Below are 15,938 nucleotides of genomic sequence, written 5' to 3'. Positions count from 1 at the left end.
TAACCACTCACGAGGTCTTGTAGAAGGAGGCCAGCTCGGCGGCGAGCACCTCGTCTGGGAGGCCATGCCACTCGCCGTCCAGGCGTTTGTGGGTCGCTTGCGGGATCAACCGGGCCACGGCTTCCACGCCTTCGTTCATTTCCTTGCCTGTGGCCGTGCTGTCGAGCACCAACGTCGGCACCGGGACCGCGGCGATGTGTTTGTCGGTTGTGGTTCCGGCGATCGTCCAGTCGTACGGGTAGGTGTGCGCGATCTTCTCCAGCATCGGCTTGATCGGGTCCATCTGGGCCATGATCTCTTCCGGCACACCGATCACCTGGTGGAAAAGATCAACCGCCGCGCCCCTTTTCCCTTGCTCGACAAGGGTTTCGAGCTGAACTCGGACTTCGTCGTCGTGCTCATCCGAGCCGCCATGTGGTGGCTCGAACACGGCGAGCCGGGTGATCGGCAGTCCAACGGCCGCCGCTCGCATCACGAGTAAAGCACCCGAGGACCAGCCGTAAACCGAAGCTTGTCCGCCTGCCGCGGTGATCACGGCGGCCAGATCTTCGATTTCCCGTTCGACTGCGTAAGGCTGCGTGTCCGAACTCAGGCCACGGCCTCGGCGGTCGTAGGTGTAGGTCGTGAAGCCTTTCGCCGCGATCAGGTCGGCAAGCGGGCGCAGCGAGTTGAAATCGCGGTAACCGCCGGCCGCGTCCACCAGAATCACGGCAGGACCTGTGCCCTCGTGCTCAAAAGCGATCTTGGTGCCGTCCGCGGATACTGCCGTGCCCATAACGGTGTTCCTCTCTTTGGTTCGCGGTGTTCTTGAGAGGTAGACCGCCGTCGCGACGGAAACTCATCGGTCGGCCCGGGATAACGTCCCGGTCACGGGTGATCACACGATCGGGCGGTTTTTGTTGCTATGGACCAGACCATTCCGAGATTCTTTCATATGTGGAGGGCCTGTTCGCCAGCGACGACGAAGAAGGTGAGCAGTGTGAATGAGTGCCCAGTCTGTCTCGGGTCCGGAATGGCACCCAATCGCAGGGACTATTGTCGTGCCTGTGGCGGTGTCGGCCAGGTACCCAAGTGAGTGCCCGATGTGCCGGGGCGCGGGCGTGTTGCGGTGGCAGCAGCCATGCCCCGACGGGGTGCTGCGCGAACTAGAGCACCCATGCCCCAATGGCTGTGGTGACGGCTGGCGCCATCCCAATGCGGAGAAAAACCAGGTCATCGAGATGGTTCCGGTTCTCGACGGCGAGTTGGTCGAAGACGACGACGACCGTCCTGCCCGCAGGCTTGGTCGTGCCGATCAAGCCAACACGATGGGCGGCGAGTTCGTCGCCACCGCATTGGAAGCCTGGGGTTTCACCGGGAAAGAATGATCATTTCCGGCAAGCCGCCGAGTCTGCCGGACTCGGCGGCTTTGTTGTTTTGCCGTGAAGGTCACCTAACGCGGGGAACTCGGCCCTCACGTATTTACCTTCGGGAATTGAACGCTATTCAGCTGGGTGTGCTTCCCAGCGTGGACTCGTGAGTGGTTAGTCATGTTCTAACCCTGCTAACCACTCACGAGGGAAATTAGAAGCCGAAGTTCTGGGTCCAGTAGAAGCCGTTCGTGTCCACACCGACACCGATCGTCTTGAACCCGCACCTGAGGATGTTCTCGCGATGTCCTTGCGACTTCATCCACGTGTCCATCACGGCCTTCGCGGTCCGCTGGCCCATCGCGATGTTCTCGCCGCCGGGCCGCGGATAACCCTCAGCCCTGATTCGCTGGTCGAACGTCCGACCGTCCTCTGAGGTGTGGTCGAAGTAGTTCTGTTCGGACATGTCGCTGCTGTGCTTCTGAGCCGACCGGGTCAACCTCTCGTCGACGGTCAGCGCGCCGCACTGCGGTACGAACTCGCTACGGGCCTGGTTGACCAGTGCTACGACTTCGCCTGCCAGTCCTGGGCTCGGCGCGTCAGGCTGCGGGGGATCAGGCTGACGCGTGGGAGACGGCTTCGGGGGTGTCGAGCTGCTGGTCTGTGTCGGGCTGGTGGACGAAGGCGGGGTCGAACTGCTTGTCGCGCTCGACGACGTCGTCGGGGACGTCGAGCCGGTGGGGGTGCCGGGTTCGCCGGACAATGCCTTCGCCGATTCACCAAAGGGCGGGGTTGGTTCCACCTGTCTGGCGTTGTTGGCGCCTTCATATCCCACGGCCAGCGGAACTTCGGGGGATTTCCCGTCAGCCTGGGAGGAGAAAATGGTCGCCCCACCGGCAATTGCCGCTCCTGCGACGAGCGCGGTGAGGCCTACCATGATCGTGGCGCGTCGGGGTCGCGTTTCACTCACGGTCGCGCAACGTACCACTAACGGGTGATCTCCACAGCCCTTTCGGCTGTATTTCAGTGGTATCGGCAGCTCAACGTGTTTTCCGGCGAATGGCCGAATTTCAGCCGCGTGGGGCTGGCGGATCCGTCGGCGGTGTGGTTGTGCTGCTCGGGGGCGTTGTGGTGCTCGACGGCGGCGGAGTTGTCGGGGTCGTCGGCGTCGTCGGGTTCGGCGGCGGAGTGACGGTGGGCCCCGGCGGGGTCGGCGTCGGCGGAGGCGGGGTCGGCTGACCCGTCTGGTTCGGCGGCTGAGTGTTGTGCTGCTTGTCCGGCTGGTGCGAAGGCGAGTTGCCGTCCGTTGGCGCGCCAGCGGACGTCTCAGAGCTCGATGGCGCCGTCTCGCTCGACTCGGACGACTGGGTCACGGTCCCGGTCGGCCTGTTGGTCCGCGAGAGGTTGGTGTTCTGGTCCTTGCCAGGCTGTGCCTCGCCGCCTCCTGCCACCGCGAAGCTGGCCAGCGCCGCGCACGCGGTCGCCACGCCGACACCCGCGGCCGCGAGCAGCGCGTACGAACGTTTGACGCCGGACCGCTTGTCCTCAGCCGGTGGCTGGATCTCGGTCCCGTCGGATGTTTCAGCCATGCGGGGGGCTCCTCCTCGCAAGCACTGTGGAAATCCTTACCCGGCCCAACTGGACCGGATCAGGCGATCACGGCTCGGCAACGTACCACTACCGAACGACACCCGTCCGATGCGACTGCGATCATTCGGGGCATGCCTTCAACCGCCGATCAGCCTACGGTGCGACTGACCGCTTGGGTGCACGGGTACGTACAAGGAGTAGGTTTTCGCTGGTGGACGCGTTCCCGCGCGCTCGAACTCGGCCTAGTGGGCTTCGCTCGCAACACTCAGGACGGCCGGGTGGAAGTGGTCGCCGAGGGAGCCAAGGCAGAGTGCGAGCGACTGCTCGTATTGCTGCGCGGCGGAAGTTCACCCGGTCGTGTGGACACGATCGTGGAGCGGTGGTCGGAAGCTCGCGGCGGGCTCAACAGCTTTGTTGAGCGTTAGTCAGTCTGTCCTCTGGTGAGGACGCCCGTTGAGGGGTGAAAATCGGTGTTGGCTGCCCGCTGACGTCGTTGTCTCTATGGTCTGTGAAGGCCGTGCGTTAGTCGGACGCTGGGAGCCCTTGGTGGGCCCTTGATTGTTGCTTCGAGCACGCGGATCAGATTCGTTGTTGCCTGGGCTCCCGCGGGTAGCCGCCCCGCCGGACGCTCGGGGAGAGGCCGATGTTGGAGCAGACACAGGACAACGAGGAGATCATCGCGCGGGTGGCCGCGTTGGATATCGGTAAGGCCGAGGTGATGTGTTGTGTCCGGGTGCCCGATGAGGCGCGTCCGGGTAAGCGGCTGCAGGAGGTCCGGCCGTACTCGACGATGACCCGGTCGTTGCTGGTGCTGGCTGATCGGCTGGCCGGGCTGGGCGTGACCCGGGTGGTCATGGAGTCCACATCGGACTATTGGAAGCCGGTGTTCTACCTGTTGGAGGCGCACGGGTTCGAGACCTGGCTGGTCAACGCCCGCGATGTCAAGCATCTGCCCGGCCGGCCGAAGACGGATCGATTGGACGCGGTGTGGTTGTGCAAGGTCGCCGAACGGCAGATGATCCGGCCCAGTTTTGTCCCGCCGTCACCGATCCGCCGGCTACGGGATCTGACCCGGTATCGGCGTGACCTGGTCGAGGTCTGCACCGCGGAGAAGCAGCGGGTGGAAAAGCTCCTGGAAGATGCCCAGATCAAGCTCTCGGTGGTGGTCTCGGACATCTTCGGGGTGTCCGGCCGGGCCATGCTGGCCGCGCTGGTCGCCGGGCAGCGGGACCCGAAGGTACTCGCGCAGCTGGCCCGCACCTCGATGCGGCGCAAGATCGGCAGGCTGGAAGAGGCGTTCACCGGGTTTTTCACCGATCATCACGCGTTCCTGTTGTCGACCATGCTGGCCCGGGTGGATGCCGGGATCGCTGACGTCGCCCGAGTGGATGCCGCGATCGAGGAGTTGATCGCCCCTTTCGCCACAGCGGTCGACCAGCTTGATGAGATCACCGGCGTCGGGCGCACCGCCGCCCAGGTAGCCATCGCCGAGATCGGGCTGGACATGGCACGCTTCCCAACTCCGGGCCACCTGTGTTCCTGGGCCAAGTTCGCTCCCGGGGTGTCGGAGTCGGCCGGCAAGAAGAAAGGCAAAGCTGCCACCGGGCACGGCAACCCTTACCTGGCCCGAATCCTGGGCGAGGCCGCAGTGTCCGCCAGCAGGACCAACACTTTTCTCGGCGAACGCTACCGGCGCATCGCTCGCCGCAGTGGCGCCAAGAAGGCCATCGTCGCGGTCGGCCGTTCCATTCTCGTGATCATGTGGCACCTGTTATCCGACCCCAACGCCCGGTTCCGTGACCTCGGCGCCGACTACTTCGTCCAGCACACCAACACTCAACGCAAGGTCCGCAACCACATCAGCCAACTGGCCGCTCTGGGCTATCGCGTCACCCTCGAACCCGCGGCCTGACAACCCAACTACCAACCCGGCTCCGCTGCGCTACGCCGGGTGCCTTCGGCCTGCCCACTCACCATCGATTTTCGGATCAGTAACCGCCGGACTGCGAGGTGCCCTGATCATTCGATGCCGGGCCGTCGTTCGGGGTGCACGCGGCGAACACGATCGTCGCCAGCACGCCGATAAGCGCGCCCACTGCGCGGGCGGCGATGCTGTAGCTCATGGAAAGCCGGTCCTTTCGTTGGGTTCGCTCCTTTCACGTTCGACACCGGGCGAAGGTTCACCCAACTGGCTTGAACCCTCCGATGTGACACGGCGTAATAGACGCCGTGGGGAGCACCCCTGAGCAGCGAGACGCCCTGATTCGCGAGCTCTACGACAAGTACCGCCGTCCGTTGCTCGCATATGCGCTGCGATCGGTCGGTGGCGATGTGCAGCGGGCGGAAGACGTGGTCCAGGAGACGTTGTTGCGCGCATGGCGCAACGCCGACACGTTGAGTGTCGATCAGGCGGGGCCGTGGCTGTACACGGTCACCCGCAACTTGATCGTTTCCGGCTACCGTCGAGCTGGTGCACGGGTCACCGAGGTGCCGATGCCGACGCAGGACCTCCCACACGCCGATGACGCCTTCGACCGGGTACTGCAGAGCTGGCAGATCGCCGAGGCCATGCGCGCGCTGAGCAAGGACCATCGCGCGGTGATCGGCGAGCTGTTCTTCCGCAGGCGCACGGTCGCCGAGGCGGCATCAGTGCTCGGCATCCCGCCGGGCACGGTCAAATCGCGGTCGTTTTACGCGCTGCGCGCGTTGCGCGACGCACTGGAGGAACGGGGGGTGACCGGGCTGTGACTTGCCGCCACACCGTCTCGCTCGGCGCCTACTTGCTTGGCGCGCTTGACCCGGCCGACCGGCCGGCCTTCGAACGTCATCTCGAAACGTGCCCGATCTGCACGGCCGAGATGTTCCGGCTGGCCCCGATCCCCGGCCTACTTCAGCGCGTCACACCTGAGGACTTCGAGGCCGTCCAGCTGCTCGATGCCGAGCCTTTGCCCGTCGAGGTGGTCGAACCGGTACCCGAGCCTGAGCCTCGGGTGAGCTGGTGGCGAAGGAGCGGTGTGACGCTGGCCGCGGCGGCTGCCGTCGTGCTGCTCGCGATCGGCGGCATCTTCGTGCTCCGGCCAGTGGGCGGCTCCGATGCCAGCCAGGTGACGTGGAGTGCCGTCGACCCGACGACCGGCGTGCACGGGAAGGTCGATCTGACCACGCGCGCGTGGGGCACCGAGGTCAAGGTGTCGATGCAGGACGTTCCCGCTGGCCGGAAGATCTGTCACCTGGTCGTTTACGGCCGGGACGGCAGCCAGGAAGTCGCGGGCAAGTGGACGGCTGGCTACTACCGTGAGGTCAACTCGATCCCCGGCAGCAGTTCGATCAAGCTCAAGGACATCGACAGGGTCGAGGTCGTCGCCGGTGGTGGCGTCCTCGTCGGTATGCACTCGCCGTAATTTCCGTCATCGGCCCAGCCAGCGCGGGCTATCCCCCGACGCGGGGAGCCTGCCTGCGCGGTTCGCGCAGCGTGCCCGGGTACCCTCGGGCGGATAGACGTGCCAGTTCCCAGCGAGAGGTCGACCGTTTCGTGCACCTCAAGAGCCTGACGCTGAAGGGCTTCAAGTCCTTCGCCTCAGCGACGACGCTGCGCTTCGAACCAGGGATCACCTGTGTGGTCGGGCCCAACGGGTCCGGCAAGTCGAACGTGCTCGACGCGCTGAGCTGGGTGATGGGTGAGCAGGGCGCGAAATCGCTGCGTGGCGGCAAGATGGAGGACGTCATCTTCGCCGGCGCGGGCGGCCGTCAGCCGCTCGGCCGCGCCGAGGTGACGCTGACCATCGACAACGCCGACGGGGCACTGCCGATCGACTACGCCGAGGTCTCGATCACCCGCCGGATCTTCCGTGACGGCGCCAGCGAGTACGAGATCAACGGCAGCAGCTGCCGCCTGATGGACGTGCAGGAACTGCTGTCGGACTCCGGTATCGGCCGCGAGATGCACGTCATCGTCGGCCAGGGCCAGCTCGGCGCGATCCTCGAGTCGAAGCCGGAAGGCCGCCGCGCCTTCATCGAAGAAGCTGCCGGTGTGCTCAAGCACCGCAAGCGCAAGGAAAAGGCGCTGCGGAAGCTCGACGCGATGCAGGCCAACCTGACCCGCCTGACCGACCTGACCGCGGAGCTACGGCGTCAGCTCAAGCCGCTCGGCAAGCAGGCCGAGATCGCAAGGCGCGCCCAGGTCGTGCAGATGGATCTGCGGGACGCGCGGCTGCGGCTGATCGCGGACGACCTGGTCAGTGCGCGGCACGAACTCGCCAAGGACGAGGCTGACGAGGCCACCGTACGCACCAAGCGTGGTGAGACAGAGCGTGCGCTGCAGTTCGCGCAAGCCGAGCAGAACGAGATCGAAGCCAGCCTTGCCGAGGACGCTCCGGCGCTGAACGCGGCACAGGACGCCTGGTACCGGCTGTCAGCGCTGGCTGAGCGGTTGCGTGGCACGGTCCGGTTGGCTGCCGAACGCGCGCGGCACCTGTCGGACGCGGGCGAACGGCAGAACCAGGGCAAAGACCCCGAAATGCTCGAAGCCGAGGCCGAGGAGGCCGCCGAGCTGGAGGTCGAGCTCGCCGAAGGCGTCGAAGTCGCCCGCGAGGCCCTGTCCGAAGCGTTGGCACGGCGGTCCGAGCTGGAAAACGCGGTCGCGACGGCCGAGAAGGCGCACATCGCCGCGGTTCGTGCGATCGCTGACCGGCGGGAAGGCCTGGCGCGGCTCGGCGGACAGGTCGAAGCGCTGCGTAGTAAGAACAGTGCGACCGCCGAGGAAATCGAGCGGTTGTCCACGACTTTGGCCGAAGCCGAGGAGCGCGCCGAAGCGGCCGCGGTCGAACTGGCCGAGACCGAGTTGGAGACCGGCGTCGAGGAATCCGACGACGAGTCGTTGGTGCAGCGTCACGAGCAAGCGGTTGCCGCGTCCGAGCATGCCAAGGCCCGGGTCAGCGAACTGGTCGCCGCTGAGCGTGCGGCCGAGCGGGAGATCGCGTCGTGGCGTGCCCGCGTGGACGCGCTTTCCCTTGGCCTGAGCCGTAAGGACGGCGCGGGCGCGCTGCTGGCCGCCGGACACAGGTTGCCCGGCTTGCTCGGCTCGATCGCCGCACTGCTGACCGTCGAGCCCGGCGCCGAGGTCGCTTTGGCTGCGGCGCTTGGTCCCATTGCTGATGCTGTTGCAGTTGCTGGCGGGGATGACGCTCTGACGGCGCTGTCCTTGTTGCGGGACAACGATGCTGGGCGTGCCGGGATCGTCATCGGTGGCGGTCCGTCCACTGTGGATCGTTCGGCGTGGCCGTACCTTCCTGGCGGCGCGCGGTGGGCTGTCGACTTGGTGCGCTGCCCGGAGCCTTTGCGCCCGTCCATGGAACGCGCACTCGACCGTGTCGTGGTCGTCTCGGATCTGCACGTGGCCCGCCAAATCGTCGCCGCACACCCTTCTTTGCGCGCGGTCACAACGGATGGCGATCTGCTTGGCGCGGACTGGGCCGTCGGTGGCTCGGGCCGCAGCGAGAGCGTGATCGAGGTCCAGGCGGCTGTCGACGAGGCCAACGACAAGCTGACCGCCGTCGAGCACACTCTGGCGGAAACCGTTGGGGCGCTTGCGGGTGCGCGCGCTGAAGAGGACGCCAGGCGGGCCGAGGTCAACGCGGCCAAGGAAGCGCTGAGCGAGATCAAGGTCCGTAAGGCGCGGTCCGGTGAGCGGATCTCCCGCATGCGCCAGGCCGCGAAGACGGCACAGGCCGAGGTCGAGCGGGTCCGTGGCCAGCGTGCCAAGGTCGAGCAGACCAGGGAAGACCAGCTCGCCAAGCTGGCTGAGCTGGAAGAACGCCTGCTCGGCGCCCAGGAACAGCCGATGGACGACGAGCCGGACTCGCGAGTGCGCGACGAAGCCGTGGCCCAGCTGAACACCGCCCGGCAGACCGAGATGGACTCCCGCCTGGCCCTGCGGACAGCGGAAGAACGTGCCCGCGCGGTCGCGGGAAAGGCTGAAGGCCTGCGCCGCGCAGCTCGTCAGGAGCGCGAAGCTCGCGAGCGCCACGAACGCGCGCGCCAGGCGCGGGAGCGCGGCAAGCGCGTCGCTGACGCGGTGGTCGAGGGCGGCGAGCTCGCGATCGAGCGCATCGACCTGTCGTTGCAACGCGCAGCCGCCACACGCGACGAGGTCGCGTCCCGCCGCACTCAACGCGAGGCGGCGCTGCTCGACATCCGCGGCCGCGTGCGTGAACTGTCCACGGAACTGGAAAAGCTGACCGACGCCGTCCACCGCGACGAAGTCCTGCGCGCCGAGCAGCGGCTGCGCATCGAGCAGCTGGAAACCAAGATCGCCGAAGATTTCGGGATGGGCCTCGACGACCTGGTGATGGAGTACGGCCCAGACCGGCAAATCCCGCCACCGGCCAACGAGCTCGCCGAATACGAGGCAGCCAAGGAGCGCGGCGAGGACGTCGTCCGTCCGCCGTCGACGCCATACGACCGGGACACCCAGCAGCGCAGGGCGAAGAAGGCCGAGCGCGACCTCGCACTGCTCGGCAAGGTCAACCCGCTGGCGCTCGAGGAGTTCGCGGCGCTGGAAGAGCGCTACAAGTTCCTGTCAACGCAGCTGGAAGACCTCAAGGCGACCCGGCGTGACCTGCTGACGGTGGTCAAGGAGGTCGACGACAAGATCCTCGAGGTCTTCGCGTCGGCATACGAGGACGTCGCGCGCGAGTTCGAGATCGTGTTCAACACCCTGTTCCCCGGCGGGGAAGGGCGAATGGTGCTGACCGACCCCGACGACATGCTGACGACGGGTGTCGATGTCGAAGCCCGCCCGCCCGGCAAGAAGATCAAGCGCCTGTCGTTGCTGTCCGGTGGCGAGAAGTCCCTGGTGGCGGTGGCCATGCTGGTGGCCATCTTCCGCGCCCGCCCGTCGCCCTTCTACGTGATGGACGAGGTCGAGGCCGCGCTTGACGACACGAACATGCGCAGGCTGATCGGGTTGATGGAGGAGCTCAAGGCGACTTCACAGCTGATCATCATCACGCACCAGAAGCCGACGATGGAGATCGCGGACGCCCTCTACGGCGTGAGCATGCGTGGCGACGGCGTCACCCAGGTGATCTCCCAGCGCCTGACCAAGAAGGACTGAAGCTTCACCACTCGCGGTCGAATGCGGCCACGTCAACCCCCTGTGTTCACGGTGCCCCGGTACGGCTGTGCCGCACCGGGGCAACCCCCAGTCTGTGATGCGCGGTCAACGTTCTTCCGCGTTATGTCCACTCTCGTGCTTTATGTGCACAGAACCCGCACAGGTGCCCGCACACTGGTGAGCGCGAGAATGTGGCAGGCGGTGCGCACAGATCGCGCACAGATCGACGTGGAATCCGCCACGCGGAGCTTGGTCTGCCGCGTCGGTTACGCCACGATGGACACTGGAGAGCGCAGGGTGAGCGACGAGGGGATTGACGTGGAGTTTCGACTCCTGGGGTCGCTCGAAGTACGCCATGACGGCGAGAACGTCATGTTGGGCGGCCAGCGGCAGCGCACGGTCCTTGCTGCCCTGTTGATGCGCCCGAACTCGGTCGCGAGCGTCAGCTACCTGGCACAGGCCGTGTGGGAGAAGCCGCCAGTCGCCCCGGAATCGAACCTGCGTACCTATGTCGCGGGGCTCAGGCGTGTGCTCGGCGGGGATCGTCTCGTCACGCGTCCCGGTGGCTACCTTGTCTCGATTCAGCCCGGTGAGCTGGATCTGGACGACTTCCGGCGATTCGCCGACGATGGCGACAAGGCGTGGCAGGAAGGCGACTTCACGTCGGCCGTCGAGCATTTCGAACGGGCGTTGTGCCTGTGGCGTGGCCAGCCGCTGTCGGGATTGTTGCCGGGCCCGGTACTCCGGGCGGACATCGCGCGGCTGGAAGACCAGCGGCTGACCATTGCCGAGCGGTACGCGCACGCGCTGATCGAGCTGGGCAAGCCGGATACGGCCGTGGGGGACCTTCGTGCGCTGATCGTCGAGTACCCGCTCAGGGAAGAGCTGTGGGCGCAGTTGATGCTCGCGTTGCATCGCGCTGGGCGTCAGGCGGAGGCGTTGGACGCGTTCGCGTCGGCCCGCCAGCACCTGATCGACGAGCTGGGGATCGAGCCTGGGGCGCGGCTGCGGCGCGTGCAGCAGGAGATCCTCGCGGGTGAGCAGGCCGATGAGCCCGACGAGGAGATCAGCGCCTGGCGGCAGCTGCCGATGGACATCGCCGAGTTCATCGGCAGGCACGCCGAGTTGCGCACCCTGCACGCGATGGCCGAGCCGTCGTCGCGGACGGCGCTGGCGATCGCGACGATCCACGGCATGCCAGGCGTCGGCAAGACGCGCCTCGCCGTGCACTTCGCCCATCAGCTGGTCGACGCCGGCCGTTTCGACCAGATCCAGTTGTGGGCTGACCTGCGTGGATTCGACGCCGAGCGGCCGCCGATCCCGCCGAGCGCGGTCCTCGAACACTTCCTGCGGCTGCTCGGCATCGCCGGTCCGCTGATTCCGCAGGAACTGGAGTCGCGCGCCGCCCTCTTCCGTTCCCGGCTCGCCGAGAAACGCGCGCTGATCCTGCTGGACAACGCCGCGTCCGAGGAGCAGATCCGGCCGCTGCTGCCAGGTACCCAAGGCAGCCTTGTGCTCATCACGAGCCGTCGTAACCTGGCCGGGCTGGTCGGCGCGCGTGGGCTTCCGCTTGACGTGCTGCCGCAGCCCGAAGCGATCAACCTGCTGTCGTTGATCGCGGGCGACGACCGGATCGAGGCCGAGCCACAGGCCGCCGCCCGGACGTCGGCGCTGTGCGGGCACTTGCCGATCGCGCTGTCGCTCGCGGCGAGACGGCTCCGGAAGCGTCCGATGTGGACAGTCTCGGACCTTGCCGCCCGGCTGGAACGCGAGGAGCGACGGCTGGACCAGCTCGCGCCGGGAACGCGTGAGATCCAAGCCCTGTTCACGATGTCGTACCAGGCGCTGCCCGCGGAGCAGCAACGGATGTTCCGGTTGCTGGGACTGCATCCTGGTGACGACTTCACTGCCGAGTCGGCCGCGGCCCTTGCCGGTATCCATCCGGACGACGCGGACTTCCACCTCGAAGCCATGCTCGACGAGCACCTGGTGCAGCAGAACACCCCGCGCCGATATCGGTTCCACGACCTGGTCAAGCCCTACGCCCGCGAACTCGCCGCAGGGCAGTCGGCGCATCCGCTCTACACCTGGTATCTGCACGCGACCGAGGCGGCGCGGATGGCGTTCGACCCGCTGCGGACCCGGGCTTTCGGTTTTCCGCCCCTGCCTCGCGACACCGTGCTGCCGCAGTTCGCTGATCACAAAGAGGCGCTGGCCTGGTACGAGTCCGAGCGCGCGACGTTGCGTGTTGTCGTCCAAGTCGCGGCGGAGAACGGCCTGCCGGAGGTCGCGTGGCGGCTGGCTTGGGTGCTGCTGAGCTTCTACTACCGGCGCAGCCACTGGGACGACTGGATCGACGTGTACCAGATCGCCTTGAAGGCGGCCAAAGCCAGCGACGAGCGGCATGGCGAAGGCATCATCTGGTGCGGGCTTGGCGTGGCGTACAGCGATTTGCAGCAGTTCACCAACGCCATCGACGCACACCAGCACGCGCAGACGATCCTCGAGGAAGTCGACGACCTGAAAGGGCAAGCCTGGAACCTCAACAACCTTGGGGTCGTCTACGTCTACCTCGACCGGCTCACCACGGCAGCCGACTGCTTCCACCGTGCGCTCGTACTGTTCCCGCAAACCGGTGACCGGCAAGGCGAAGGCATCGCACTGAACAACCTCGGCGACACGTACCGACGGCTCGACCGGCCGGACAGCGCGATCAAGCACCTGGAACAGGCGTTGAAAATCCAGCAGGAAATCGGCGACAAGTCCGAGTCCGGCCTGCAGTTCACGTACGGCACCCTCGGCGACATCCACCACGACGCCGGCAACTACAAACAGGCCGCGCGCAGTTACGAAGAGGCGCTCGCGGTCAGCAAAGCGCTGGGGGATCAGCGGACCAGCGCGAGGATGCTCGCCAACCTCGCGCAGACGCTCAACGCCGACGGCGACCCCGAGCAGGCTCGGCTGCGCTGGCAGGAAGCCATGAAGATCTTCGATGAGCTTGGCGACCCGCAAGCCGACACGATCAGGGCCCAGCTGGGTTAACCGCTTTACTCAACCTGGCCGCCGGCTCATCCGCGTCGGGCCCGCTCCTGACGTGGTTCATCACGTAACCGAAGGCGATCCCGGTTTCCGGGTCGGCGTATCCGATCGATCCGCCGAGACCGGAGAAGCCGAACGCCGTTGGCGAGTACCAGGCCGCCGTCGGCGTGGGCAGGCCGAAGCCGAGACCGACATGGAAAGGCCGCCTGGTCACCAGATCGGGCCCGCTGGTCTGCGGGATCGTGGCCATCTTGATTGTTTCCGGCCGCAGGATCTGGTTGCCGATCAGTCCGGCGTAGAACCCGGCCAGTGCCCGTGCGGTGCAAATACCATTGGTCGCAGGGATTTCGGCGACCTGATCGGCTGGCGAGTTGTGGTCGAACGCAGGCTCGACGCAGCCGTATGCCCGTCGTGTCAACGAAGTCGAATCCATGAACGCGGCCGCCAACTCCCGCATCTCCTCGGGCAGCTCGCCGAAGGTCGGCGGCTGCATGACGAGCCTGCTGACCCGGTCAAGGTCGTCGTGTGGCAGGCCGATATGGAAATCCAGGTCAAGTGGCCCGGCGATCTCGTCACGGAAGAAGCCGCCGAGACTGCGTCCGGAAACCCGCCGCACGACTTCGCCGACGAGCCAGCCGAACGTCAGCGCGTGATAACCGTGATCGGTCCCGGGTTCCCAGAGCGGGCGTTGCGCGGCGAGTGCCTTGACCATCGGATGCCATGCCAGCGCGTCGGCGCGTGCGATCGGTTTGTCCAAGGCGGCCAATCCGGCTTGGTGGGTCAACAGCCAGCGGACCATCAGCCGATCCTTGCCTGCGGCCGCGAACTCCGGCCAGTAGTCGGCCACCGGCGCGTCCAGATCCACCTCGCCGCGCTCCGCGAGCAGCAGCAGGCAGGTGGCTGTCGCGGCTTTGGTCGTGGAGAAGATGACCTGGAGCGTGTCCCGCTCCCACAACCGGTTCGTGCCGGGGTAGGCCATTCCGCCCCATAAGTCGACGACCGGCTTGCCGTGCAGGTAGACGCTGACCGCGGCACCCACTTCGGCACCAGCGGCGAAGTTCGCCTCGAACGCGGCGCGGACCGCCTCGAATCCTGGCGCGGTGTGTCCGTTGATCAATGGGACCTCACAGCGTGTTCGCAGAGTGCGACCAGTTCACGGGTGTACGCGGCCACATCGAGATCGGGCGTGACGAACATGCGCAGCAACGCGCCAGACAGCCAGTCCCGGATGATCACTGCGATCTCACGGGCCGGGAAGTCGCGGAACTCGCCAGCTTGCTGGCCGCGGACAAGCACCTCTTCGATCCCGTCCAGCTCAGCGGAGTTGGGCTGGTCGAACCAGCGCGTGCGCGCCTCCGGATGGCCGTTCAGGATCTGCGTCAACGCGAGCATGTGGGTGCGGTGTGTGGCGTAGAAGTCGATGCTGCCCGCCACGAACCCTCGCAACGCCTCGGCGGCTGTGTCGCTTTGATCCGAGCGAGGGCGGACTATCGCGCTTCCGGTGGCGTACACGTGCGCGACCACTTGGCCGATCAACTCGTCCTTGTTGGCGAAGTGGTACGAGATCAAACCTGGGCTGCTCAGGCCGGCTCGTTTCGCGATCTGCGCGAAGGAAGCCCTGGTGTAGCCCAGTTCGGCGATGGTTTCGAGTGCGGCGGTGACGATCTGCTTGCGCCGCGCGGCCTCGGTGAAAGTTAGGTCACCCGACCCACGATTAGGTTGCACAACCTAAATCTAGTACGGCTGTCAATTCGGTAGGTTAGGCGAGGCTAGCCTTATTCAACGACTGTGGGAGTTGTGATGGCTGACCAAGCTGCACGCCAATTACTCCGCCAGGTGTCCATGGGAGCGATGGCCACGTACGTCGTCGGCGCCGCCACGAAACTGGGCTTGGCCGACGTGATCGGCGACCGCGTGTGCTCGACGGAAACCGTGGCCGAGGCTTACGGCGTGCCCGCCGAGCGGATGGTTCGCTTGTTGCGGGCGTTGGCGGCACTCGGGTTGTGCGTAGAGGAGTCGGCGGGTCAGTTCGGGCTGACCGAGGCGGGATCGTTCCTCAGGACCGATCACCCGGAGTCGGCGCACGCGTTGGTCCGGATGTTCACCGACCCGATCATGCTGCACGCCTGGGCAGACCTGGACACCAGCGTGCGCACGGGAAAGCCCGCGTTCGACGCGGTGTTCGGCAAGCCGTTCTTCGGCCACCTCGCCGACCGGCCCGAGATGTCCGCGTTGTTCAACGCGTCGATGAGCCAGGCCACGCGTGCGGTCGCTGCCTTCGTACCGGATCACTTCGACTTCGGACGATTCCGGACAATCGCGGACATTGGTGGCGGCGACGGAACCCTGCTGGCCGCGATCCTGAACGCACATCCGCAACCGCGCGGAATCCTGTTCGACACCGCCGAAGGCTCAGCGCAGGCAGTCGCGACTCTCGCCCCGATGCAGGGCCGATGCTCGATCGTCGTCGGCGACTTCTTCGAGACCGCACCCGCCGGAGTCGACTGTTACGTGCTCAAAAGCGTGATCCACGACTGGAACGACGAACAAGCCGGGCGAATTCTGCAGCACTGCCGTGCAGCCGTTCCAGCGGACGGCGTGCTCGTGGTCATCGAGCCGGTCCTGCCCGACCTGGTCGAACCGGGCACTTCGCCCGGTCTGTACCTCAGCGACATGAACATGCTCGTCAACCTCGGCGGCCGGGAACGTACGCGTGCCGAGTTCGCGAAGCTGTTCGCCGACAATGGATTCGAGCTGATCGAGACCATCGCACTGCCGCCGGAGATCGGGTTCAGCGTGCTTGTGGCCACACCCAACGGCTGACGCTGGGCCATTTGCTGGTCGCA

Annotated in this window: 14 protein-coding genes; 8 read left to right on the top strand and 6 right to left on the bottom strand. The window is 66.2% G+C overall.

Annotated elements, in window-relative coordinates; translation table 11 throughout:
* Nucleotides 1–7: 7 nt before the first annotated feature.
* On the bottom strand, nt 8–775 hold the full coding sequence (locus tag LWC34_RS33910; RefSeq protein WP_233729347.1) for an alpha/beta fold hydrolase: 768 nt from the start codon (nt 773–775) through the stop codon (nt 8–10).
* Nucleotides 776–983: 208 nt separating this feature from the next.
* Here LWC34_RS33910 and LWC34_RS33905 point away from each other — a divergent pair, with 208 nt between their 5' ends.
* The gene (locus tag LWC34_RS33905) at nt 984–1,367 is read left to right on the top strand and encodes a hypothetical protein (RefSeq protein ID WP_308200180.1); all 384 of its coding nucleotides are present in this window, start codon (nt 984–986) and stop codon (nt 1,365–1,367) included.
* A 196-nt stretch (nt 1,368–1,563) separates the two neighbouring features.
* Here LWC34_RS33905 and LWC34_RS33900 read toward each other — a convergent pair whose 3' ends face one another.
* The gene (locus LWC34_RS33900; protein ID WP_233729346.1) at nt 1,564–2,319 is read right to left on the bottom strand and encodes a CAP domain-containing protein; all 756 of its coding nucleotides are present in this window, start codon (nt 2,317–2,319) and stop codon (nt 1,564–1,566) included.
* A gap of 100 nt (nt 2,320–2,419) precedes the next feature.
* Nucleotides 2,420–2,938: a hypothetical protein gene (locus LWC34_RS33895; protein WP_233729345.1), complete on the bottom strand. Its 519-nt coding sequence runs from the start codon at nt 2,936–2,938 to the stop codon at nt 2,420–2,422.
* Between the two features lie 132 nt (nt 2,939–3,070).
* Between LWC34_RS33895 and LWC34_RS33890 the strand changes: the two genes are divergently transcribed.
* Both LWC34_RS33890 and LWC34_RS33885 read left to right on the top strand, forming a co-directional pair.
* Nucleotides 3,071–3,364 (top strand): acylphosphatase, encoded by a 294-nt coding sequence (locus tag LWC34_RS33890; RefSeq protein ID WP_233729344.1) that lies wholly within the window; start codon nt 3,071–3,073, stop codon nt 3,362–3,364.
* Nucleotides 3,365–3,582: 218 nt separating this feature from the next.
* Complete coding sequence (locus tag LWC34_RS33885; protein ID WP_233723845.1) at nt 3,583–4,851, top strand: IS110 family RNA-guided transposase; 1,269 nt, start codon at nt 3,583–3,585, stop codon at nt 4,849–4,851.
* Nucleotides 4,852–4,927: 76 nt separating this feature from the next.
* Here LWC34_RS33885 and LWC34_RS57265 read toward each other — a convergent pair whose 3' ends face one another.
* Nucleotides 4,928–5,062, bottom strand: coding sequence for a hypothetical protein (locus LWC34_RS57265; protein WP_284051783.1), 135 nt, complete (start codon nt 5,060–5,062; stop codon nt 4,928–4,930).
* Between the two features lie 106 nt (nt 5,063–5,168).
* Between LWC34_RS57265 and LWC34_RS33880 the strand changes: the two genes are divergently transcribed.
* The 4 genes from LWC34_RS33880 to LWC34_RS33865 all read left to right on the top strand — a co-directional run bounded on the left by LWC34_RS33880 (nt 5,169) and on the right by LWC34_RS33865 (nt 13,095).
* Nucleotides 5,169–5,687: a sigma-70 family RNA polymerase sigma factor gene (locus LWC34_RS33880; protein WP_233729343.1), complete on the top strand. Its 519-nt coding sequence runs from the start codon at nt 5,169–5,171 to the stop codon at nt 5,685–5,687.
* Entirely contained in the window at nt 5,684–6,340 is a 657-nt protein-coding gene (locus LWC34_RS33875) for an anti-sigma factor family protein (protein ID WP_233729342.1), read from the top strand. The genes LWC34_RS33880 and LWC34_RS33875 overlap by 4 nt, the downstream gene beginning before the upstream one ends.
* 131 nt (nt 6,341–6,471) lie before the next feature.
* Nucleotides 6,472–10,053, top strand: a complete 3,582-nt coding sequence (smc, locus tag LWC34_RS33870) for a chromosome segregation protein SMC (protein ID WP_233729341.1) — start codon at nt 6,472–6,474, stop codon at nt 10,051–10,053.
* A 318-nt stretch (nt 10,054–10,371) separates the two neighbouring features.
* The gene (locus tag LWC34_RS33865; RefSeq protein ID WP_233729340.1) at nt 10,372–13,095 is read left to right on the top strand and encodes an AfsR/SARP family transcriptional regulator; all 2,724 of its coding nucleotides are present in this window, start codon (nt 10,372–10,374) and stop codon (nt 13,093–13,095) included.
* Here LWC34_RS33865 and LWC34_RS33860 read toward each other — a convergent pair.
* Nucleotides 13,076–14,209 carry a serine hydrolase domain-containing protein gene (locus LWC34_RS33860; protein ID WP_233729339.1) on the bottom strand — a complete coding sequence of 378 codons (1,134 nt, stop codon included), beginning with the start codon at nt 14,207–14,209 and terminating at the stop codon, nt 13,076–13,078. The two genes, LWC34_RS33865 and LWC34_RS33860, sit on opposite strands and share 20 nt — an antisense overlap.
* Nucleotides 14,206–14,817 (bottom strand): TetR/AcrR family transcriptional regulator, encoded by a 612-nt coding sequence (locus LWC34_RS33855; RefSeq protein ID WP_233729338.1) that lies wholly within the window; start codon nt 14,815–14,817, stop codon nt 14,206–14,208. Before LWC34_RS33855 ends, LWC34_RS33860 begins: the two co-directional genes overlap by 4 nt.
* A 75-nt stretch (nt 14,818–14,892) precedes the next feature.
* Here LWC34_RS33855 and LWC34_RS33850 point away from each other — a divergent pair, with 75 nt between their 5' ends.
* On the top strand, nt 14,893–15,915 hold the full coding sequence (locus LWC34_RS33850; RefSeq protein WP_233729337.1) for a methyltransferase: 1,023 nt from the start codon (nt 14,893–14,895) through the stop codon (nt 15,913–15,915).
* Nucleotides 15,916–15,938 lie beyond the last annotated feature (23 nt).

This window comes from Kibdelosporangium philippinense (assembly GCF_021390435.2).
GTDB lineage: Bacteria > Actinomycetota > Actinomycetes > Mycobacteriales > Pseudonocardiaceae > Kibdelosporangium > Kibdelosporangium philippinense.
The sequence above is the reverse complement of the archived record's forward strand: the minus strand, read 5'-3'. Positions and strand labels throughout refer to the sequence as shown.

Bases quoted from the DNA above. Each gene is read 5' to 3' on its own strand.
- LWC34_RS33905 (WP_308200180.1), top strand. From the start codon at position 984: ATGAGTGCCCAGTCTGTCTCGGGTCCGGAATGGCACCCAATCGCAGGG.
- LWC34_RS33850 (WP_233729337.1), top strand. From the start codon at position 14,893: ATGGCTGACCAAGCTGCACGCCAATTACTCCGCCAGGTGTCCATGGGA.
- LWC34_RS33890 (WP_233729344.1), top strand. From the start codon at position 3,071: ATGCCTTCAACCGCCGATCAGCCTACGGTGCGACTGACCGCTTGGGTG.
- LWC34_RS57265 (WP_284051783.1), bottom strand. From the start codon at position 5,062: ATGAGCTACAGCATCGCCGCCCGCGCAGTGGGCGCGCTTATCGGCGTG.
- LWC34_RS33885 (WP_233723845.1), top strand. From the start codon at position 3,583: ATGTTGGAGCAGACACAGGACAACGAGGAGATCATCGCGCGGGTGGCC.
- LWC34_RS33910 (WP_233729347.1), bottom strand. From the start codon at position 775: ATGGGCACGGCAGTATCCGCGGACGGCACCAAGATCGCTTTTGAGCAC.
- LWC34_RS33895 (WP_233729345.1), bottom strand. From the start codon at position 2,938: ATGGCTGAAACATCCGACGGGACCGAGATCCAGCCACCGGCTGAGGAC.